We start from the raw sequence: 21,024 nt of genomic DNA, 5'->3' as shown, positions 1-21,024 counted from the left end.
ATCTCCTCGTGGTTACTCCGTGGCTTTGACTCGCGTCTGTTCGTCTTCGCTCTCGGCTTCGCCTTCCTCCCAGGCGAACAGGGCGCGAAGTCGCTCGCCGACCTGCTCGATCTCGTGGTTCTTCTCGGCCTGGTTGAGCTGCGTGTACACCGGTCGGTTCGCCTGGTTCTCCGCGATCCACTCGGTCGCGAACTCGCCGTTCTGGACCTGCTCGAGCACCTTCTCCATGTTCTCGCGGGCGTGCTCGTCGACCACGTCGTCGCCGCGAGTGAGGCCGCCGTACTCGGCGGTGTCGGAGACGGAATCCCACATCGCGCCGAGTCCGCCCTCGTACATGAGGTCGACGATGAGCTTCATCTCGTTCATGCACTCGAAGTAGGCCATCTCCGGGCTGTAGCCGGCGTCGACGAGCGTCTCGAAGCCCATCTTGATGAGCGCGGTGATGCCGCCACAGAGGACGGCCTGCTCGCCGAAGATGTCGGTCTCGGTCTCCTCTTTGAACGTCGTCTCGACGACGCCGGCGCGGGTGCAGCCGATTCCCTTGCCGTAGGCGAGCGCTCGCTCTTTCGCGTCGCCGGTGTAGTCCTGATAGACCGCGAGCAGGCCGGGCGTCCCCTCGTCGTTCTCGTAGTTACGCCGGACGAGGTGGCCCGGCGATTTCGGCGCGATCATCGTCACGTCGACGTGCTCGGGCGGCTGGATCTGGTTGTAGTGGATGTTGAACCCGTGGGCGAACTGCAGCGTGTTCCCCTCCTCGAGTTCGGGCTCGATCTGTTCGTAGACGGCGGGCTGAACCGTGTCCGGAACCAGCACGGAGACGACCTCGGCCTGGGCTGCAGCCTCGACGGGCGTCGTCACGGTGAGTCCGTCCGCTTCGGCGGCCGCTCGCGAGGAAGAGTCCTCGCGGAGGCCGACGACCACGTCGACGCCGCTCTCGTGGAGGTTGAGCGCGTGAGCGTGGCCCTGGCTGCCGTAGCCGAGTACGGCGACCGTGGTGTTTGCGAGGTACGATTCGTCGACGTCGTCGTCGTAGTAGATGTCGGTGGTGAATTCGTCAGTCATCGGTGTGTGTCTGCGTGTACGTCGTCTGGTTCGCCGTCTCGGCGGACGATACTGCCGCGGCGGGTTCGCGACCCGCCGTCTCGTCGGTTCCTCTCGCCAGCGCGGTGGTTCCGGTCCGGGAAATCTCCCGGATGCCGAACTGTCCGAACGTCTCGATCGCCGCGTCGATCTTCTGGCGCGCGCCGGTCACCTCGAACGTCGCCGTCTCCGGACTCGAGTCGACGGTCTTCGCGTCGTACATGTCCGCGACGGCGGCCACCTGGTCCGGGCGGTCGGCGTCGACTTTGACGAGCGCGAGCTCCCGGCGCATCGCGTCGGGTTCGAGTTCGCGCACGGAGATCACCGGGATCAGCTTTCGCAGCTGCTTTTTGACCTGGTCGATGCCGGGATCGGGCTCCTCGACGACGAGCGTGATTCGGGCGCGGTCGTCGTCGGTGGTCGGGCCGACGGTCAGGCTCTCGATGTTGAACTGTCGCCTCGAGAACAGTCCCGAGACCTCCGCGAGCACGCCCGGTTCGTGCTCGACCAGCGCGGAGATGACGGTGCGTCGAGGCTCGTGGGTCGCCTCGACCTCGGGATCGATGCGGATTCCCTGTTTGTTTCGCCGTCCCTCCGGCGTCGGGCGCTCCTCCGGCGGCGGCCCCTCGAGTCCACCGCTCATAGTTGATCCTCCGTCAGCGCGAACTGACCGTTGTCGCCGCCGCTTGGCACCATCGGGTAGACGTTCGCCTGGGGGTCGATGTGGGCGTCGATCACGGACGGCCCGTCGTAGGCGAGCGCGTCGGCGATGGTGTCGGCGACGTCGTCGTAGTCGTCGATCCGGTACCCCTGCGCGCCGAAGGCCTCCGCGAGCTTGTCGAACTCGGGCATCCAGCCGTAGTCCGACGCGGAGTGACGTCCCTCGAAGAAGGCGTCCTGCCACTGTCGGACCATGCCGATGTACTCGTTGTTGAGCACGACGACCGTGATGTCGAGGTTCTCGCGGACGGCCACCGACAGCCCCTGCATCGTCATCAGGAACGAGCCGTCGCCGTCGACGCAGACGACCTCCTGGTCGTCGTCGGCCGCGAGCCGCGCCCCGATGGCCGCGGGCAGGCCGTAGCCCATCGCGCCGAGGCCGTGACTCGAGACCCACGTCCGGGGCTCGGTGAACGTCCAGTACTGACAGGCCCACATCTGGTGTTGGCCGACGCCGGTGGTCACGATCGCCCGGTCGCTCGTGGCCTCGTCCAGCGCCTCGACGACGAACTCCGGTCGGACGGGTTCGTCCTCGGGCGCGTCGTAGGCCATCGAGTAGTCGGATTTCCACTGCTGGCACTGGGCGCGCCACTTGGTCGCCTGCGGCGACGTTTCGACGGCCTCGGCCAGCTGTTCGACGACCGTTCCGGCGTCGCCGACCAGCGGATAGTCGGCGTGGATGTTCTTCGAGATCTCGGCCGGGTCGATGTCGACGTGGATGACCTCCGCGTCGGGCGCGAAGGTTTCGATGCCGCCGGTCAGACGGTCGTCGAAGCGGGTGCCGACGGCGATCATCGTGTCGCAGTGGGTGATCGCCATGTTGGCATAGCCGGTGCCGTGCATCCCCGCCATCTCCATGGCGAGTTCGTGGTCCTCGGGGAACGAGCCGAGGCCCGGCATCGTCGTCACGACCGGAATCTCGTGTTCGATCGCGAATTCCCGGCAGACGTCACTCGCCTCGCCCTTGATGACGCCGCCGCCCAGCAGCATGATCGGACGGGCGGCGTTTTCGATCCGTTCGGCCGCGGCCGCGACGATCTCGGAGTCTGCACGTTCCTGGACCTCGTAGGTGTCGGGAACCCGCGGCTCGTCCGGCTCGCGGTCGGTTTCGCCGTTGGTGACGTCCTTCGGCAGATCGACCAGCGTCGGCCCCGGTCGCCCCTCGCGGGCGAGCGCGAACGCCTCGCTGACGTCGGTGCCGACCCGATCGGCGTCGGTCGAGAAGGTGTTGTCCTTCGTCACCGGGGTCGTGACGCCGATCGTGTCCGTCTCCTGGAAGGCGTCGTTGCCGACGAACTCCGTCGGAACCTGGCCCGTCAGGGCGATCATCGGATCCGAGTCCATGTCGGCGTCCGCGATGCCGGTGACGAGGTTGGTCGCGCCCGGTCCCGACGTCGCCAGGCAGACGCCCGGTTCGCCCGAAACGATACCGTAGGCGTCGGCCGCGTGCGACGCACCCTGTTCGTGGGCCATCGTCACGTGGTAGACGTCGGAGTCGTACAGCGCGTCGTAGACGGGCATGATCGCTCCGCCCTGGACGCCGAAGGCGTACTCGACGCCGGCGTTCTCGAGCGCCCTGACGACGGCCTCGGCACCCGTCGCGACGGGCGTCGGCTCGGCCTCGTCGTCGGGACCGCCTTCGTCGCCGGGCTCCCGTGAGTCGGCGGTCGTCTCCTCGTGGTCGTCGTGCTGTTCCTCGGCTGGCGTGACCGATGCTGCGCGTTCGCTCATCGATTATCTCCCGCCGCCGTGCGGCGATCCGTTGTTCTCGGTGTACGGTGGTGTGTCATCTGCTGTTTGACTGGTCGCTCTGAAATCGGTGCGAACCCGGAACCGAAGCTACGGAGGAAGAGGTGAGGGGCTAGGCCGCCCCTACAATACGAATCTGAGCGAGCGCGCTGGTGCCGACCGTTCGAACCGGCAGTCGAGCGCGGTGCATCATCATTGCTGAGGTAGCTTTCCCGAGACCCATAACTCTTGCGAGTCCCGTCGGCGCTCGTGGCGGTCGGGGTCGTTCCGTTCGGCCGCCACAGCCGGCGCTCGCGAACGGTGGCAAACGGGGAGGACATCCCTTAGACGCGCACCTCCTCTTGCTCCTGCTGGCGTTCGACGCCAGCTTCCTCGGCGAACCGCTCCAGGTCGCTGACCGTGACCCGGCGCTTTTCGGCACCGAAATCTTTGACCCGGCGGGTGACCGCGCGGACCTGCTCGTCGGTGGGATCGAACCCGCACTCGAACAGACGCTCGCGCACCGAGTGGGTGCCGGTGTGTTTGCCCATGACCAGCCGGCGTTCGGCACCGACCATCTCCGGCGTCATCACGCCGGGTTCGAAGGTGTCGGAGTTCTCGATGACGCCCGCGGCGTGGATGCCGCTCTCGTGGGAGAAGGCATTGTCGCCGACGACGGGCTTGTTGCCCGGCGTGGGGACGCCGCTTTTCTCCGCGACGACCTCCGAGAGTTCGGTGATGCGCGTCGTGTCGATGCCGGTGTCGCCCTGGTAGAGCGACTCGACGGCCATCACGAACTCCTCGTAGGCGGCGTTGCCGGCGCGTTCGCCGATCGAGTTGACCGAGACCTGCGCCTGCTCGGCGCCGACTTCGATGCCGGCCAGCGCGTTCGCGGTGGCGAGCCCGAAGTCGTCGTGTGCGTGGACGTCGATGCGCGCGTCGGTGTGGTTCATGACCTTCTCGATCAGCGCGCGGAACCGCCCCGGCGTCGCGACGCCGCAGGTGTCGGGAATGTTGATCCAGTCGGTACCCGCCTCGGTGACGGCTTCGATGACCTCGATCAGGTACTCCTCGTCGGTCCGGGTCGCGTCCATCGGCGAGTACATACAGGTCGCACCCGCCTCCGTGATCCGTTCGACCGACTCGATCGAGCGCTGTACGACTTCGTCCCGGGTGGCGTGCATCGAGTCCTCGATCTGGACGTCGCTGGTGCTCACGAAGATGTGCACCATCTCGACGCCCGTCTCGAGTGCGGCCTCGATGTCCTCCTCGACGACGCGGGCCAGCCCGCAGGTCGTCGTCTGCGTCGACGACGCGATGTCGCGTACGGCCTCGAACTCCGCGTCGGAGTTGACGGGGAAACCCGCCTCTATGACGTGGGTCCCCATCTCGTCCAGAATCGAAGCGATCTGCCGTTTGTCGTCGTACGAGAACGAAGTTCCGGGCGACTGCTCGCCGTCCCGGAGGGTGGTATCGAAGACACGTGCTGACTCTATTTCGTCAGTGGAATCTAACGTGCCCTGGAAGAACTCGACCCCCCTGACTGGTATCAGAGGATGAGCTGTCTTGTGAAGACATTGTATTCGAATTTGAGGCGCGACGGCATATATAAATGTGACGCTGTTGCGGTCCGTCAACCCCGTGGTAACTCGAGTCGCGGCGAAACGAACCCGAAAAACCGCACTACCTAAACGGCCTAATATAATATATACTGCCTAGTACGATATTGGTCCCTCCGGAGCGATCGACGGTTCGCTACGGGGATCGGCCCGTTCTATTCCCTGATTCGGCGTCAAAACAGCGACGGGCGCGCTGGCGCGCGCTCGAGGGTGGACGTTCGGTCACCGCTTCGGACTGGATCGCCGTCGATCGTGCCGGACGCCGACTTCGAGGCCCGAAAACCAACCGTTCGTTCAGAACGTCTCGCGGCCGGCGGCGGAACGGTGGGTCACTCGAGCGCGTCGCGGTGGGACTCGTACCGGCTGACGTACCGATCCTCGCAGGAGGGACAACAGAACGTCTTGGCCTCGCCGCCGACGGTCGCGGTGACGCCGTCGCCGACGACCTCCTTGCCGCAGACGACGCACTCGAGCGAGAAGTCGGTCGCCGCAACGCCGGCGACGCGGTTCGACCGCGAAAGCACCGTCACGTCGTAGCTCGAGACCGCCTCGAGGTCGAGTTCCGCCGCGAGCCACGACCGGACGTCGGCGTCGGGAAGCGTCGCGTGGACGACGACCCGGCCGTCCATCCCCTCGAAGACGGCTTCGACGCCCTCGAGCTCGCCGGCGGCCGCGTAGACGCCCTCGACGGCCGTCGGTCTGGGGGTGAGTTCGACCAGCACCGGCGTCTCGCCGTAGAGCGTCTCCCGGTCGACGTCGATCGTAAACCCCTGGATGATGCCCTGCTCCTCGAGGCGCGAGACGCGATCGGAGACGGCGGGCGGCGTCAGCTCCACCCGGTCTGCGATCTCGCTGTAGGGACGGCGGGCGTCCTCGGTGAGCAACTCGAGGATCTCGAGGTCGGTGTCGTCGAGGTCGCGCATGGCCGTCGGTAGGGACGGAGCGACAAAGAGTGTACGGCCGAGTCGGGACGCGGCACCTCCCGGACGCGATCGCCCGGCCCGGTGGTTCGACGCGGCACGGGCGCGTGTCAGCATTTTAGTGCCGGTCGTGGTAGGCCGGCCCGCGATGACGACCGACGAGATCACCGACCTCCTGACGGAGGCGTACCTCGACGAACTCGAGACCGTGATGAACTATCTGACGAACGCGATCGTGCTCGACGGCATCCACGCCGAAGAGGTCAAAGAGAGCCTCGAGGCGGACGTTCAGGAGGAACTCGAGCACGCCCGAATGCTCGGCGAGCGGCTGAAGCAACTCGACGAGGCACCACCCGGTTCGGAAGCGTTCGAAGCGAACCAGTCGAGCCTCCAACCGCCCGAGGACACGACCGACGTCCGGTCGGTCATCGACGGCGTCCTCGAGGCGGAGGACGACGCGATCGAGACCTACCGATCGCTGGCGGCCGCCGCGGACGACGCGAACGATCCCGTCACGGAGGACGTCGCGGTTTCGATCCTCGCCGACGAGGAGGCCCACCACACCGAGTTCCGTGGGTTCCGCAAGGAGTTCCCGATGGATTGAGACGGACTGTCGTGGTGGGTCCGGTGGACCGACGAACGGTTCGTGGTTGTGTCGAGATCGGTACTGTCGGATCGGTATCGAAATCGGTACTAGCGGGCAGTACGTCCGACAACAGTCCGTACGGTACGACCGATAACAGTCCGTACGACTCGAAGCGACGCGCGTTTTTCCACTCCGGTCGCCAGAGGAACGTTTTTGACACCGCGCTCCGAGGCAGCCTGTATGAGCGACTTCGACCTCGACCTGCGGACCGTCGAGGAACACATCGACGAGGAACTCGAGATCGAGGGAAGCATCGTCCTCGGCGTTCTCGACGGAACGACGCCGGCCGAAGAGTGGCTCGAGACGATTTCGGCCGGCAACGTGCTCGTCCTCTGCGTCGAAGGGGACGTCAACGAACTGGCAGCCGGCTTCGCCCGCGACGTCAGGGAGTCCGGCGGTAATCTGGTTCACTTCCGCGGCTTCCTGCTCGTGACGCCGCCCGGCGTCGACGTGAACACGGACCGGCTGTAAAACGACCGCTCACACCGCTCGTCGGCCAGAACTCGAACCGCCGGCCGACGCTGAGAAAGCGGCGAGCGGCGATCAAACCTCGTTGTCGCCCGCGCGGTGTTCGCTAATGAGCTGGTCGACCATCGCAGCCTTGCGATCCAGTTCGCGCTCTCGAGCGCGGTCACGCCAGTCCTCGATGACGGCCTCGACGTCCTCCTCGCGTGCGACGGCGAGTTCGTCGACCTCCTGCATCGCGACGTCGCCGGCCGGTCCGACCGGAATCTCGGCCTCGAAGAGGATCTCGTCGGCGACGTCCGAGAGGCCGCCGTCTTTCAGGACGATCCGGGGTTCGAAACTCGCGAGAAGTTCGGCCGTCGACCGACCAGCGCCGCTCGCGTCGCGGAGGTAGACGACGTCGTCGACCGCGATCCCGTACTGCTCGTCGGCCTCGCGGATCGCCCCCTTCGTGAACTTCTCGACGACTTTCACCGGGACGAGCCCCTCTTTCTCCGCGGAGACGTCGCTGAAGTTCGAGTGGTCGAGTTTCCAGAGGGCTTTCATCCGCTCGACTTTCCCCTCGAGTTCCTCGATTCGCTCGCGGGCCTCGTCGCGCTCGCGTTCGAGGCGGTTCGCCTTCCGTTCGAGTCGGCTCACCTCGCGTTCCTTGCGGACCTGCCGGCGCTCCTCCCGTCGAGAGACGGTGAGTTCCGCCTCGAGGTCCTCGATCCGGTCGTCTTTCCCCGCGAGTCGGTCCTCGAGCGTACCGACGTGGGACTGGAGGCGCTCGACCTGGCGTTTCAGGTCTTTGATCCGGCGTTCCTCCTCGGTCAGCTCGCGGGGTTCGTGCTCGGTCGGCTCCTCGGCGGACTCGTCGTCGTCCTCGAGGTCCGCGAGGACGGCCTCGACGCTCTCCTCGCCGGCGACGACGCGAGCGGTGACTTCCCCCCGGTCGACGCCGGGCGGGAGCTTGCGGGCGATCCGGTCGAACTGATCCTCGTGGGCGTCGAAAGCGTACAGCGCGGCGGCCATCGCGTCGCGCTGGTGGTCGTCGTCGTAGGGGTGGTCGCGGGTTCGGTGTTGTTTCTCGTCGATCGGGAGATCTCGATCGGGCGTCCAGCCCGCGGCGTCGAAGCTCCGGCGGAATTTTTCCACCGTTTCGGGCATCGGCGTGACGTCCGCGGCGACGACGATCGGCCGCCCCCGCTCGACGATCCACTCGATCACGTCGGCGGCGTCGCTGGTTCGCGAACTCCAGACGTCGAGGACGTCGCCCTCGAGGCTCGCGATGGCGACCGCGGTCGTCGTCCCGGGGTCGATCCCGACGACGACGTGGTCCCGACGCTTGGCCAGCGGCCGAAACTCGATGCCGTCGCGGCGCGTGCGTTCGATCTCGACGCGGACGTCCCCCGATCGCGAGCGCGAGACCGGAATGTCCGCCGGACGCGCCTCGACGGTGAACACCGCGTTGGCGTAGCCGCCGTAGGCCTCCCGGACCTCGGAGTCGTACTCGAGGTTCGCGTCCTCGAGTTCCGACTCGACCTCGCGGGCCCGGCGCTTGACCGAGCCGTGGATGCGGCGGGTGAAGCGGTCCTCGCTCCAGCCGCCGCTGCCGGTGGAGCGTCCCCGCGAGACCTTGACCTCGGTCGTGTCGGTGAACGCGGAGACCTCGTGGCCGACGTTGTGTGCGGCCAGTCGCGCCGCGGCTTCGGCCTCCTGCATCGGGTCTTTTCCGTAGGGGATGCCGTGGCGCTTGGCGACGCGCGACAGCGGCTCGGGCTGTTCGGCACCCGTCACCTGGACGAGCTTCGTCTCGGCGGGAAGCGATCCCAGAAAGTGGACGAGCTGGTCTTTGTCGGCTGCCAGCTCGTACATGTTGTCGGTCGCGACGATCGCCGGCTCCTCGTCGTCGATCAGCCGTCCGAGCTTCCGGCGGGAGACGACGTCGCGATCGACTGTCTCGCCGTCGTAGACGACGAGCGCGTAGGAGGGCGCGTCACCGCGCACGTCACCGCTTTGCACGTCGACGCCGAAGACGACTGCATCGAGCGCACTCGTTCGCGTGCTCACAGCGGGGTCGTAGGGGCGAGGGCGCTATAAATCCCGCGCGGATTCGAACGTCGAGTTCCACCCTCGAGTCTCCGGACCGTCGTCGAGTCCCGCTCGAGTCACCGAACTGTTCCCGGAGCCGACCCCGACTTTTTACGGGCAGTCGCCGTGAACGCCGTATGGAGTACACGACGCTCGGATCGACCGGGATGGAGGTCAGCCAGCTCTGTCTGGGTTGTATGAGCTTCGGCAGCGGCGACGAGTGGATGCTCGACGAGGACGAGAGCACGGAGCTCATCGAGCGCGCGATCGACCTCGGAATCAACTTCTTCGACACCGCGAACGTCTACTCCGCGGGCGAATCCGAGTCGATCCTCGGGGACGCACTCGAGGGCTACGACCGCGACGAGCTGGTCGTCGCCTCGAAAGTCCGCTATTCGGGGGCGAACGACCACCGGAACGCGACCGGCCTCTCGAGAAAGACCATCGAGCAGGAGCTCGAGGCCTCCCTCGATCGGCTGGGGATGGAGACACTCGACCTCTACCAGATCCACCGCTGGGATTACGACACGCCGATCGAGACGACGCTTCGCGCGCTCGACGACGCCGTCCGTCGCGGCTCCGTTCGTCACGTCGGCGCGTCGTCGATGTGGGCCCATCAGTTTCTCGCGGCACGACGCGTCAGCGAGCGCGAGGGGCTCGTGCCGTTCGAGACGATGCAGAACCTCCATCACCTGGTCTACCGCGAGGAAGAGCGGGAGATGTTTCCCGCCTGTCGGACCCACGACGTCGCGACGATCCCGTGGAGTCCGCTCGCCGCGGGCTATCTCGCCCGTCCACACGAGGAGTTTCGCGCGACGACGCGCGGCGACCACGAGGCCGAACGTATCGGCGTCCCCTACCACGAGCTTCCCGCGAGCGAGGAGATCAACGAACGGGTTCGGGAACTCGCCGACGAGTACGACGCGACGATGGCCCAGATCGCGCTCGCGTGGCAGTTCGACCACGACGACGTCACCGCGCCGATCGTCGGCACCACGAGCGTCGAACACCTCGAGGAGGCCGTCGAGGCCCTCGAGATCTCGCTGTCGGCATCGGACGTCGACTACCTCGAGGAGCCGTACGAGCCGGTTCCGGTGTACGGCCACGAGTAGGACCGTTCCCTCGACGCTCCGTCGATCGACGTCAGTCGTCGGGTATCGCGACGTGATCGAGGGGGGACGGAGAACGATCCTGGACGACGAGCCCGCACAGCACCGCCGCTGGCGGGAGACGTAACGCCGGAGTCATACGGACTGCCGTCCGTCGGTACCGGCGCAACCGCGACCCGGGCGGCGGGTGCGCCGAAAATGACGTACAGTAAACCGTCTCAGTCGTCGGCGTCCGGGTACGGAATCTCGAGTTCGTGGCCGTCGTCCGGGACGAAGACGTCGCCGTCGAAGACCGCCCGCGCTTCCGCGAGGTGGCCGTCGATCCGTCCCGCGTACCGCGAGGAGATGTGCACCAGCGCGAGTCGGTCGGCTCCGGCTCTGCTGGCGATTTCGGCCGCCTGGCGCGCCGTCGAGTGAGCCGTCTTCGCGGCTCGATCCGCGCGGTCGTCGGCGAACGTCGCGTCGTGTACCAACAGGTCGGGCTCGTCCGCGACCTCGATCGTCGCGGCCGTCGGCCGCGTATCGCCCGTGTAGACGATCGATCGGCCGGGACGGGGGTCGCCGACGACCTGTTCGGGCTCGACGACGGTTCCGTCCTCGAGTTCGACGGGGTCGCCCTCGTGGAGCGTCGAGAACTTCGGGCCGACCGGGACGCCCAGTTCCTCGGCGCGCTCGCGATCGAATCGTCCCTTTCGGTCGTCCTCGACGAGGGCGTAGCCGATCGCCCGCGCGTCGTGGTCGACGTCGAACGCCCGAACTTCGTACTTGTCGGCGCGGTAGGCCACGTCTCCGTCGCCGACTTCCGTGACGTGGACCGGAAACGAAGGACGGTTGTCGAGTGCGTTCACGAGGTCGGTCAGCCGTCGACGCGTGCCGCGTGGCGTGTGAATCGACAACGGCTTCTCGCGATCGTTGAAGGCCATCGTCTGGAGCAAGCCGGGGATGCCGAGGACGTGATCGCCGTGGAGGTGGGTGACGAACAGATGCGAGATCGAAAACCCCGTTCCGAAGCGCATCATCTGACGCTGAATTCCCTCGCCGGCGTCGAACAGGAGCTGTTCGCCCTCGCGGGCGACGAAGATTCCGCTCGGATTCCGCTCGGTCGTCGGAATCGCCCCGGCCGTCCCCAGAAACGTCACGCGCAGTGGCATCGATATCACTGAACGGTCGAGCGGCCGTGGCTAAACCGGCTTCGAATCGGACGGGATCGTTCACGGCCGCCGACCCGGGCAAACGCGGGCGAATCCTGCCGAACGGTCCGTGCGAAGCGGTTGAACGCGCAAACCCGTCGGTAATAAACGATTACCCGGTCGAACGAACGAGAACGATCCGAATCCTGCGAACGGACGGCGCGTTTTACATCGCTAGAGCCCCTACCCACGGTCGACACCACCCCCAGATGAGTACGAGATCGACGTTCGGCACAATCAAGCGCATCGTCGCGATCCTCCTCGCGATCGCGATCGTTCTCGTAGCGGGTATCATCGTCGGCCAGGCACCCGCGATATTCGGCGTCGAGCAGGATCCCGAGGCGTCGATCGAGTTCGAAGACCAGCGCGGCGACGGAACGAATGTGACGATCGACGAGGTGTCGCTGTCCGACGGCGGCTTCGTCGTCATCACCGACGGCGGCACCGATCCGATCGCCGTCTCCGACTACCTCGGAAGCGGCAGCCACGAGAACGTCACCGTCAGCGTCGACGAGGACGACGAACCCGAACTGGTCGGTCGGCTGATCGCGACCGTCCACCATGACACGACGGGCGACGAGACGTACGCCTACGAAGAGACCGATGGCGAAGAGGATCGACCGTATCTCGAGAACGGGTTTCCGGTCAGCGACACCGCGACGGTGACGACGACCGACGACGACGCGCTCGCGGACTCGTTCGTCGTCGAATCGGTCGAGGCGCCGTCGACGGCGACGACGAACGAGACAGTCGAGATCACCGCCGAGATTCGAAATCCGACCGACTTCGACACCCAGCAGGTCGTCGACTTCCGGGTCGACGGCGCGGTGTTAGAACAGCAGACCCTCGAACTCGACGCCGGAGAGTCCCGCGAGGTGACGTTCCAGATCGACACCGCGGGCTCACCGCCGGGCGAACAGACGATCGGCGTCTACACCGAAGCCGACGGCGCGCTCCAGGCGATCGATCTCGAGTTCCACACCGATCCCTCGATCGACGTGGTCGACGCCGACGACGAGAACGTGACCGTGGACGTCGCGATTCCGGAGGACGGCTTCGTCGCGATCGAAGACGACGAGACGACGGTAGCGGACAACGAGACGGCGATCGGGACGAGCGACGAACTCGGCCCCGGCGAACACGAGAACGTGACGATCGGACTCGAGGAGTCCGTCGACGAGGACGAGGAGCTCGCGGCGGTCCTCTACGAGGGCGATCCGGAGGAACCTGGCGACGCGAGTCCGATCGAACACGACGACGAACCGGTCGAGACGACGTTCACGATCGCGGACGTTCGGGCCGCCGCCGAGGAGGCTGAAGACGAGGACGCCGACGGCGAGGACGGAGACGCGGAGGGCGACGAGGACGGAGACGCGGAGGGCGACGAGAACGGCGACGACGGGGACGGCGAGTAGGGATCCGACCCGGATGACGGGTGAGAAGACGCGCGTCCGCAGTAGAAGGCCGTACCGTCGACGCTCGTCCGCAGCCGAGAGATCGACCGATTCTTACCCGCCCCGTTCGTACTCTCCGCCGATGGACGCGCCGCTGTGGACCGAAACGCACGCCCCGGAGCTGGCCGAGTTGCCACAGGACGACGCCCGCGAGTACTTAGAGCGGGCCGTTTCCGAGCCGATCAACCTCCTCCTGCAGGGGCCACCCGGCAGCGGCAAGACCGCCGCGGCGCGGGCGCTGGCGCGCGAGGCGCACGCGGACCCGGACAACGACCTGATCGAGATCAACGTCGCCGACTTCTTCGGCCGCACCAAAACCGAGATCAAGAACGATCCCCGGTTCGCGCAGTTTCTCGTCGGTCGCTCGAGCTTATCGAAGCGGGACATGATCAACCACGTCCTCAAGGAATCCGCGAGTTACGCCTCCGTCTCCGGCGAGTACAAGACGATCCTGCTCGACAACGCCGAGGACGTCCGCGAGGACTTCCAGCAGGCGCTTCGCCGGATCATGGAACAACACCACCGGACGACCCAGTTCGTCGTCGCCACGCGCCAGCCGACGAAGCTCATCCCGCCGATCCGCTCGCGGTGTTTCCCCGTCTCGTTCCCGGCGCCGACGACCGCCGAGACCGTCGACGTCCTCGAGCGAATCGTCGAGGCCGAAGGCGTCGACTACGAGGAGGACGGCCTCGAGTTCGTCGCGGGCTACGCGAACGGCAACCTCCGGGAGGCGATCCTGGCGGCTCAGACGACCGTCGAGGACGAGGGCGAACTCACGATGCAGGCGGCCTACGAGACGATCGGTTCCGTCGGCCTCGACGAGGAGGTCGAGTCGATGCTCGAGGACGCCGAGAACGGCGACTTTACGGACGCGCGCAAAACCCTCGACGATCTGCTCGTCGACGAGGGTCTCGACGGCGGGGAGGTGCTCTCCGAGGTCCTGACCGTCGCCCGCAAGCGCTACCAGGGCGAGAAACTCGCGCGCGTCCACCGCCTCGCCGCGGACGTCGAGTTCGAGATGCACGAGGGGACGAGCGACCGAATCCACGTCTCGCACCTGCTGGCGGAGCTCGGACGGGACGCCTGATCGAGTGCTTTTCTGCGGACGGCGGCGTACTCGTCCCCACATGACGTCCGTCCGCGAGACGCACATCGAGAACCGATTTCGCGTCCAGCCGAACCACGCCAACAACAACGACACGCTCCACGGCGGCCACCTGATGAAGTGGCTCGACGAAGTGAGCGCGATGTCCGCGATGCGCTTTGCCGGCCAGACCTGCGTGACGGCGCGGGTGAACGAACTGAACTTCGAGCGGCCGATCGGGATCGGCGATACGGCGCTCATCGAGTCGTACGTCTACGACGCCGGCCGGACGAGCGTCGACGTCGCGCTGCGCGCCTGGCGGGAGGAACCCCGAACCGGCGAGACGGAGAAGACGACCGAGTCGTCGTTCACGTTCGTCGCGATCGACGGCGAGGGTCGACCGCAACCGGTCCCGAAACTCACGGTCGAGAGCGAGGAGGGCGAACGGTTGCGAGCGCGGGCGCTCGAGGCCGACTACTGACGTACCACTGCGACCGGCCGTCCGCTACCCCCGGTGATCCCGACGAGAGCCACGGCGAGCCACTGTCCGCGACGGCCACGGGCTGTCCGCTACCCGAGCACCAGCACGTACCGCGTTAGCGACCGGTGGACCCGTCGCTCGAACGTCGCCTCGAGTTCCCAGCCCGCCTCGCGCGCCTCGCGTACCCACGAGCGGTCGGCGACGACCACCGCGCGATCCGCGACCCGCCGGGCCTCCGAGAGCGCCCCCGCGACGAGGTCCTCGAGGCGGTGGGTGGCGATCTTCGACTGGCGACCGTACGGCGCGTCGAAGACCACGCCGTCGACCGCCCCGTCCCGGAGCGGGAGCCGGGTCGCGTCGCCGCGGCCGACGTGCCAGCAACCGCGGTCGACGCCCGTCGGCGCGGGCTCGTCCGGCTCGAGGAAGTGCGTCAGGTTCTCGCGCGCTCCGTCGACCATCTTCGTCTGGGCGTCGGTGCCGATCACGTCCGCGCCGACGAGGCCGCCCTCGACGAGGACGCCGCCGGTGCCACACATCGGATCGAGTATCGTCCGCCCGGGACGCGCGCCGGCGACGTTCGCCACGGCGCGCGCGAGCAACGGATCCATGCTCCCGGGCTGGAAGAACGGCTTGTCCGTCGGCGCGCGCGCGCCGAAGTCGCGGACGCTCTCGGCAGCGACCCAGCCGAGGGCACAGACCGAGACGCGCTCGCCCGACTCGTCGGCGTCCGTCGCCTCGAGTGCGGTCGGGAGGCCGTCCGATGCGTCGCGCGCGTCGTCGGAGAGGCGTCCAGCCGAAAAGACCGCGCGAAGGCGGTGGTCGGGCTCCTCGAGGTCGACCGAGAACCCGCGGTCGACCAGCACCCGACCGAGTTCGCGCTCGGCGCGGCCGGTCGAGATCCCGCTCGAGCCGTGGACGTCTGTGGCTCGCACCGCCACGGTGCCGTCGCGGTCGCGATCGAGCTCGGCGGCCTCGAGCAGCGTTCGCGCGCTCTCGACGTCGGCGTCGGTTCGCCCGAGGAGTTCGCTCGCGCGATGGGTGTAAGCCAGTCCGCGCACGCGCTCGGGAACGACGCTGCCGGCGGTGGCGAGTCCGGGCGCGATCCGGCGGACTCCGGTCGCGGCGCTTTCGGCCTCGCGGGCCGCGAACGCGTCGTCTTCTCCGGCGAGCTCGAGCAGGTACACGTCGGTTCGTCGTGTCGGGTCGGGTATGAGCCTACCGCTTTTTCGGACCGAAGGCGCGGTCGTTTCGAGCGATGCAACCGAATTGCCGCCCGTCCCGGTCCGACCGTCGATCGCAGTCGGACCGGTACACCGCAGGGCGGACTGTATCGGGCCACCGGGACGACCGACGCGCGACGCACACTCTGAACAGCGCCGTTGACGAGGCGATGTAAGACGAGCATGGGATGTACGAGACGGCGGTGACTTGAGTGTGAGCGACGACGCAGAGGAGGTCGTCGTCAGTTCAGACAGCTTCCACTTGGCCGGTCAGATCGTCGAGACGACCGACATCGAACCAGATCAGTACCTCTCGTCCGAACCAGCCTGAATTGCGATACGCCGTTTGATCGATTTGTGTCCTCTGGCCAATGTCCAGTCACTCCAGTACTATAGATTTTCTAAAACCACAGACAATATAATTTAGTAAACTACTATAAGAAAATTTTATATTCATGTGGATGGGATATGGTAATGTCTTTAACAAGACACGATACAAATGGGACGACTCCGAGACATTCACCGGAACAAGCATCGTAAACTTAATCGACGACGGCTCCTCGAAATCCTTGCGGCTGCCGGGGTAGCAAGTACAACTGCGAGTGCAATTTCTCCAGATCGTGTTCAGTCTACGAGTTCAGATCAGATTGCTATTCCACTTGATCTGGATGGCGAGTATATGTGGGACGTTCCTCTGGATTGGTACGATCTCATACTTGATGCTCGTAAAGCTCTCGAGGATAACAAACATCTTCTAGAAAAAGCAGAAAATGTTCACTCTATCGAGATGGATCCAGGGGATGTTGATGGAGAGAACCCACACCTTGTTGTCGGTCTCGACGAGAATAAGAAAGCGGAGATCAATTCAAGGGACCTTCAGTTGCAGAGTGACGATATCCGAGTCGTCTTTGAAGAGGAACCTAAACCTGATACTATTGAAGACAGCATTTCAGCGCAAAGCAGCATAATTGATCCGGACCCTTGTGGCGATCTGTGGACCAGTGGCCCCATTCCTGGCGGGCTTGGGGTAGTAATTGGAGATGCACTAGGAACACTTACACCTTCCGTATACTCGCTGCAAGATCGTAAGTCGGGTTGGATTACAAACTCTCACGTAGCGAGTTACGCCACCGAGAAATGTGGTTCGGATCTGATTGGAATTGACGCCGAACACGGAGGTGAGAAAATTGGTGAGGTTATACTCGTTGATCACGACCGGGATTTCGTTGTTATTGAAGCCACGGAATCGAGGCCCCCTAGTGGGCAAGTGGTTCTTCCTTCCGATCATGACACTGCTTACGACATCAATGGAACGATGTCGAAAGATGGGTTCGATACGTTCGCAGGAGAAGGCTGGGATGTAAAGAAGGTTGGCACCACGTCCTGTGAGACATCAGGAACTCCACACAGGCGAGGAGCGAGAGTTACATCAAAGGTGAACGATTATTGCATGACTCCAGGAATTCCTTACACTGATCAGTGTTCGTGGGGTTCTGCCATCAACGATATTCGGCCCGGAGACAGTGGCTCTCTCACTTTCGGTGCCCGCCCGGACAGTATCAACCATTTAGCGATGTGCGTTAATATCTCCTTCACGTTTGCTAATCGAGTACACGGGACGCCAGGGTGGGTCATCAATCGCCTTTCGGGGTACGAGTGGCCTGTCCCTATTGCCTAATTCCCGATCTGATCCAACAGGGTCAGTGATCTGGTTAATGATCGTCCAGACTGTTCTTTGAAGACACAATATATTTAAAGTAATAAGAAATATATAGTAGAAAGGAACTAATTGGAGGTAACAATGGTTAGAGCTAGACTTCCGCCTCTTGAATTACTTGTAGTTGGAACCATTGTGATTATACTCGCAATCATCTCTGTAGGATTCACAATTGGATCTCAACTTGCTGGCCCAGTAGCTACATCCGGAATCCAACCACAAACTATTGCAGGCCTCAAATATGGCCTTCTCGCCCTCACACTGTTTGTTCTTGCATTTTTGATTTTTCTCCAACATCCACTTGCGTGGATCGTTGGAGGCGTTACGGGAGTAATCGTCTTCCTCTATTATCTGTATGACTTCTATCGTCTGTATGACCAAGTGGGTGACAACGTAATTGCCTGGGGATTGCTGATTTTCCCAGCACTATTCGCTATTTATTTCTACGTCCGTCGAGACGCTTTTGATAATTCAACATATCTCTGGGGATCGGAATGATTCTGCCCAGTTCATGGATCTACCGCAAATATCCTTGCCACTGCGGCGAGTCCCGTCCGCCAGGCACTCGGTCGGAGGAATTCGGCGGTGTGTCGGAATCGTCGTGGGCCATATATACCGGATATATCAGGTGGCGGTACTAACATTTATAAACCTTAAATACGTCTTTTTAAGCGACTTATGACGGATCCGAAGGACACCATCAACATCGAAAACGTGGTGGCGTCGACCGGCATCGGACAGGAACTCGATCTCCAGAGCGTTGCAATGGACCTCGAGGGGGCCGATTACGACCCCGAGCAGTTCCCCGGTCTCGTCTACCGCACGCAAAACCCAAAGTCGGCTGCGCTGATCTTCCGCTCGGGGAAGATCGTCTGCACCGGCGCGAAGTCGACCGACGACGTTCACGAGAGCCTGCGCATCGTCTTCGATAAGCTGCGCGAACTCCAGATCCAGGTCAACGAGGACCCGGAGATCGTCGTCCAGAACATCGTCACCAGCGCGGACCTAGGGCGAAACCTCAACCTGAACGCGATCGCGATCGGGCTGGGTCTCGAGAACATCGAGTACGAACCGGAGCAGTTCCCGGGCCTCGTCTACCGACTCGACGAGCCCGAGGTCGTCGCGCTGCTCTTTGGCTCCGGGAAGCTCGTCATCACCGGCGGCAAAAAGCCCGAAGACGCCGAACACGCCGTCGACAAGATCGTCTCCCGGCTCGAGGATCTGGGCCTGCTCGAGTAACACCCCGATCTCGCAGTTCGTCCGAAACCGTCGTCGAGCACCCGCGCTGTGAATCTCTTTACCGTTCGCGTTCTTCGTTCGCCGCACCCGCCCGCCTCGTTCGCGGTCGCTCTCCCGCATCGGCCGCCGCTCTCTCGCTCGCCGACGAGCGCGATTCCGAGCGAGTCCAACGGCGACCGGAAACGACGCCCGTTGCCCGTTCCCCAACGGAGCGGGGGAGCCGAGACGGGGCGTACTTCGCCGGGGAACGGTTGACAGCGCTGGAGAACGTACGTCGGGGGAAATGGAGCCGTTGTTCCTCGCCGCGGGAGCGGTCCTGCTCGGTATCGTCATCGTAGACATCCTCTGGACGACGCTGTGGGTCGACGGCGGGTCGGGACCGCTCTCCGGTCGGCTGTCGACGACCGTGTGGCGCGGTCTTCGACGCGCGAGCGGGGACGATTCGCGGGTGCTCAGCGTCGCGGGTCCCTCGATCCTCACGCTCACGCTGGCGATGTGGATCGCGCTCCTCTGGCTCGGCTGGACGCTGCTGTTCGCGGGCGGTTCGCCCGCGCTCGTCAGCACCCACACCGGCGACCCGGCGGACTGGTCGGGCCGGTTCTACTACGTCGCCTACACCATGTTCACGAACGGGAACGGCGACTACACGCCGACCAGCGGCCGCTGGGAGATCGCCAGCTCGTTCACGACCGCGACCGGAATGGCGTTCGTCACCCTCGGCGTCTCCTACGTCCTATCCGTTCTGAGCGCGGTCTCGCAAAAGCGGTCGTTCGCGAGCAGCGTGACCGGCCTCGGCGAGCGCAGCGAGTCGTTCGTTCGCACCGGCTGGTCCGGTCGCAGCGACGACGTCGAGGGGTTTCGCGGACTCGAGCTCCCCCTCGAGTCGCTGTCGTCCCAGCTCTCGCTGCTCGCCGAGCAACACCGGTCGTATCCGATCCTCCACTACTACCACAGCGAGGACGGTGCGGACGCTTCCGCGATGGCCGTTCCGATCCTGGACGAAGCGCTGACGCTCTATCGACACGGCGTGCCGGACGACGAGGGACCGGATCCGGTGTTGATCGAAGACGCCCGCTCGAGCGCGGGAAGCTACCTCGACACCCTCGATGCGGCGTTTGTCGAACCCGCCGACGAAACGCCGCCCGAACCGGATCTCGATCGGTTGCGCGAGGACGGCGTTCCGACGGTCCCCGACGACGAGTTCGCGGCTGCGCTCGAGGAGCTGTCGGAGCGACGGCGAAAGTTACTGGGTGCCGTCCGGGCCGACGCCTGGCACTGGCCGCCGATCGAGGAGTAGCGTCGTCCGGATCGAAAAGCGACTACCGGCCGCGACGATCGGATCGAAGGGGCGCGGGCTTCCGTCGCGGGTTCGCCGATCGGAGCCCGTCGTGGGCTCACTCGATCAGACGCTCGATCTCGGTGACCAGGATGTCGCTCGCGCCGGCCTTTTTGACCTCGGTGATCGTCTCGAAGACGTTGCGCTCGTCGACGACCGCGTGGACGGCGACCTTGTCGCCGCCGTTTGCGACGTCCATCACCGTCGGCCCGCCCATTCCCGGGATGACGTCGCGGACCGCCTCGAGTCGCTCCTCCGGGACGTTCATCATCAGGTAGCGCTTGCCCTCCGCCTGTTTGACCGACGCGAGGGCGGTCCTGACCTCCCGTACCTTCGGGTCGTCGAGGACGTCCTCGCGGCCGAACAGCCTGACCGAACTCGAGAGGACCTCCTCGACGACGGCGAGCCGATTCATCTTCAGCGTCGTGCCGGTGCTCGTGATGTCGACGATCGCGTCCGCCATCTCGACGTGGGGGGTCAGTTCCGTCGCTCCGGTCACTTCGACGACGTCGGGATCGATTCCAGCGTCGGCGAAGAAGTTCCGCGTGACGTTCGGGAACTCGGTGGCGACCGTCTTTCCCGCGAGGTCCTCGATCGACTCGATGTCGCCGTCTTCCGGTGCGGCCAGGACGAGCCGACAGCGACCGAACTCGAGATCGAGAAGCTCGGAGACGTCGTCGACGCTCGCCTCGTGGACCTGATCGAGGCCGGTGATCCCCAGATCCGCCGCACCGTCGGCGACGTACTCCGGGATGTCCGCCGCGCGAGCGAACAGCACGGAGACGTCGGGATCGACGGTGTCGGCGTACAGCTTCCGATCGGCACCGTTCTCGAGATGCAGCCCCGCCCGCTCGAGGAGGTCGATCGTCGGCTCGTGCAGGCGGCCCTTGTTAGGAACGGCGATTCGCATCGACCGAACGTTCGTGACGACGGGGGAACTGTC

General features: G+C 64.9%; 19 protein-coding genes. 10 read left to right on the top strand and 9 right to left on the bottom strand.

Going from position 1 to position 21,024, the window contains the following annotated elements:
- Nucleotides 1-12: 12 nt before the first annotated feature.
- The 5 genes from ilvC to EA472_RS07590 form a co-directional block, all read right to left on the bottom strand.
- Nucleotides 13-1,062 (bottom strand): ketol-acid reductoisomerase, encoded by a 1,050-nt coding sequence (gene ilvC / locus EA472_RS07610; RefSeq protein ID WP_124190911.1) that lies wholly within the window; start codon nucleotides 1,060-1,062, stop codon nucleotides 13-15.
- On the bottom strand, nucleotides 1,055-1,723 hold the full coding sequence (ilvN, locus tag EA472_RS07605; protein WP_124190910.1) for an acetolactate synthase small subunit: 669 nt from the start codon (nucleotides 1,721-1,723) through the stop codon (nucleotides 1,055-1,057). Before ilvN ends, ilvC begins: the two co-directional genes overlap by 8 nt.
- Nucleotides 1,720-3,531, bottom strand: coding sequence for a biosynthetic-type acetolactate synthase large subunit (gene ilvB, locus EA472_RS07600; RefSeq protein WP_124190909.1), 1,812 nt, complete (start codon nucleotides 3,529-3,531; stop codon nucleotides 1,720-1,722). The genes ilvN and ilvB overlap by 4 nt, the downstream gene beginning before the upstream one ends.
- Before the next feature lie 341 nt (nucleotides 3,532-3,872).
- Nucleotides 3,873-5,117, bottom strand: coding sequence for a LeuA family protein (locus tag EA472_RS07595; protein WP_124191053.1), 1,245 nt, complete (start codon nucleotides 5,115-5,117; stop codon nucleotides 3,873-3,875).
- A gap of 359 nt (nucleotides 5,118-5,476) precedes the next feature.
- Complete coding sequence (locus EA472_RS07590; protein WP_124190908.1) at nucleotides 5,477-6,070, bottom strand: winged helix-turn-helix transcriptional regulator; 594 nt, start codon at nucleotides 6,068-6,070, stop codon at nucleotides 5,477-5,479.
- Nucleotides 6,071-6,215: 145 nt separating this feature from the next.
- On the opposite strand from EA472_RS07590, the gene EA472_RS07585 reads away from it, so the two are divergent.
- Both EA472_RS07585 and EA472_RS07580 read left to right on the top strand, forming a co-directional pair.
- The gene (locus EA472_RS07585; RefSeq protein WP_124190907.1) at nucleotides 6,216-6,671 is read left to right on the top strand and encodes a ferritin-like domain-containing protein; all 456 of its coding nucleotides are present in this window, start codon (nucleotides 6,216-6,218) and stop codon (nucleotides 6,669-6,671) included.
- Nucleotides 6,672-6,893: 222 nt separating this feature from the next.
- Nucleotides 6,894-7,184, top strand: a complete 291-nt coding sequence (locus tag EA472_RS07580; protein WP_124190906.1) for a DUF5779 family protein — start codon at nucleotides 6,894-6,896, stop codon at nucleotides 7,182-7,184.
- A gap of 72 nt (nucleotides 7,185-7,256) precedes the next feature.
- On the opposite strand, the gene EA472_RS07575 is transcribed toward EA472_RS07580, so the two are convergent.
- Nucleotides 7,257-9,230, bottom strand: coding sequence for a DUF460 domain-containing protein (locus EA472_RS07575; RefSeq protein ID WP_124190905.1), 1,974 nt, complete (start codon nucleotides 9,228-9,230; stop codon nucleotides 7,257-7,259).
- Between the two features lie 158 nt (nucleotides 9,231-9,388).
- Between EA472_RS07575 and EA472_RS07570 the strand changes: the two genes are divergently transcribed.
- The gene (locus EA472_RS07570; protein WP_124190904.1) at nucleotides 9,389-10,363 is read left to right on the top strand and encodes an aldo/keto reductase; all 975 of its coding nucleotides are present in this window, start codon (nucleotides 9,389-9,391) and stop codon (nucleotides 10,361-10,363) included.
- 215 nt (nucleotides 10,364-10,578) lie between these two features.
- On the opposite strand, the gene rnz is transcribed toward EA472_RS07570, so the two are convergent.
- Complete coding sequence (gene rnz, locus EA472_RS07565) at nucleotides 10,579-11,511, bottom strand: ribonuclease Z (RefSeq protein ID WP_124190903.1); 933 nt, start codon at nucleotides 11,509-11,511, stop codon at nucleotides 10,579-10,581.
- A 248-nt stretch (nucleotides 11,512-11,759) separates the two neighbouring features.
- Here rnz and EA472_RS07560 point away from each other — a divergent pair, with 248 nt between their 5' ends.
- The 3 genes from EA472_RS07560 (at nucleotide 11,760) to EA472_RS07550 (ending at nucleotide 14,569) form a co-directional block, all read left to right on the top strand.
- Nucleotides 11,760-12,965, top strand: coding sequence for a DUF7282 domain-containing protein (locus EA472_RS07560; protein WP_124190902.1), 1,206 nt, complete (start codon nucleotides 11,760-11,762; stop codon nucleotides 12,963-12,965).
- A 121-nt stretch (nucleotides 12,966-13,086) separates the two neighbouring features.
- Nucleotides 13,087-14,091, top strand: a complete 1,005-nt coding sequence (locus tag EA472_RS07555) for an AAA family ATPase (protein WP_124190901.1) — start codon at nucleotides 13,087-13,089, stop codon at nucleotides 14,089-14,091.
- A 40-nt stretch (nucleotides 14,092-14,131) separates the two neighbouring features.
- A complete protein-coding gene (locus EA472_RS07550) occupies nucleotides 14,132-14,569 on the top strand; it encodes an acyl-CoA thioesterase (RefSeq protein WP_124190900.1) in 438 nt (145 codons plus the stop codon).
- Between the two features lie 89 nt (nucleotides 14,570-14,658).
- On the opposite strand, the gene EA472_RS07545 is transcribed toward EA472_RS07550, so the two are convergent.
- The gene (locus EA472_RS07545; RefSeq protein ID WP_124190899.1) at nucleotides 14,659-15,753 is read right to left on the bottom strand and encodes a methyltransferase domain-containing protein; all 1,095 of its coding nucleotides are present in this window, start codon (nucleotides 15,751-15,753) and stop codon (nucleotides 14,659-14,661) included.
- A gap of 715 nt (nucleotides 15,754-16,468) precedes the next feature.
- Between EA472_RS07545 and EA472_RS07540 the strand changes: the two genes are divergently transcribed.
- The 4 genes from EA472_RS07540 (at nucleotide 16,469) to EA472_RS07525 (ending at nucleotide 20,042) form a co-directional block, all read left to right on the top strand.
- Complete coding sequence (locus tag EA472_RS07540; RefSeq protein WP_124190898.1) at nucleotides 16,469-17,467, top strand: hypothetical protein; 999 nt, start codon at nucleotides 16,469-16,471, stop codon at nucleotides 17,465-17,467.
- Between the two features lie 123 nt (nucleotides 17,468-17,590).
- On the top strand, nucleotides 17,591-18,004 hold the full coding sequence (locus EA472_RS07535) for a hypothetical protein (RefSeq protein ID WP_124190897.1): 414 nt from the start codon (nucleotides 17,591-17,593) through the stop codon (nucleotides 18,002-18,004).
- Between the two features lie 180 nt (nucleotides 18,005-18,184).
- Nucleotides 18,185-18,745, top strand: a complete 561-nt coding sequence (locus tag EA472_RS07530) for a TATA-box-binding protein (protein ID WP_006671604.1) — start codon at nucleotides 18,185-18,187, stop codon at nucleotides 18,743-18,745.
- A gap of 283 nt (nucleotides 18,746-19,028) precedes the next feature.
- On the top strand, nucleotides 19,029-20,042 hold the full coding sequence (locus EA472_RS07525; protein ID WP_124190896.1) for a potassium channel family protein: 1,014 nt from the start codon (nucleotides 19,029-19,031) through the stop codon (nucleotides 20,040-20,042).
- 97 nt (nucleotides 20,043-20,139) lie between these two features.
- Here the strand turns inward: EA472_RS07525 and hisG are convergent, their stop codons facing one another.
- Nucleotides 20,140-20,991, bottom strand: a complete 852-nt coding sequence (hisG, locus tag EA472_RS07520) for an ATP phosphoribosyltransferase (protein WP_124190895.1) — start codon at nucleotides 20,989-20,991, stop codon at nucleotides 20,140-20,142.
- Nucleotides 20,992-21,024: the final 33 nt, after the last annotated feature.

The organism is Natrarchaeobius oligotrophus (genome assembly GCF_003841465.1).
Classification (GTDB): Archaea; Halobacteriota; Halobacteria; order Halobacteriales; family Natrialbaceae; genus Natrarchaeobius; species Natrarchaeobius oligotrophus.
The sequence above is the reverse complement of the archived record's forward strand: the minus strand, read 5'-3'. Positions and strand labels throughout refer to the sequence as shown.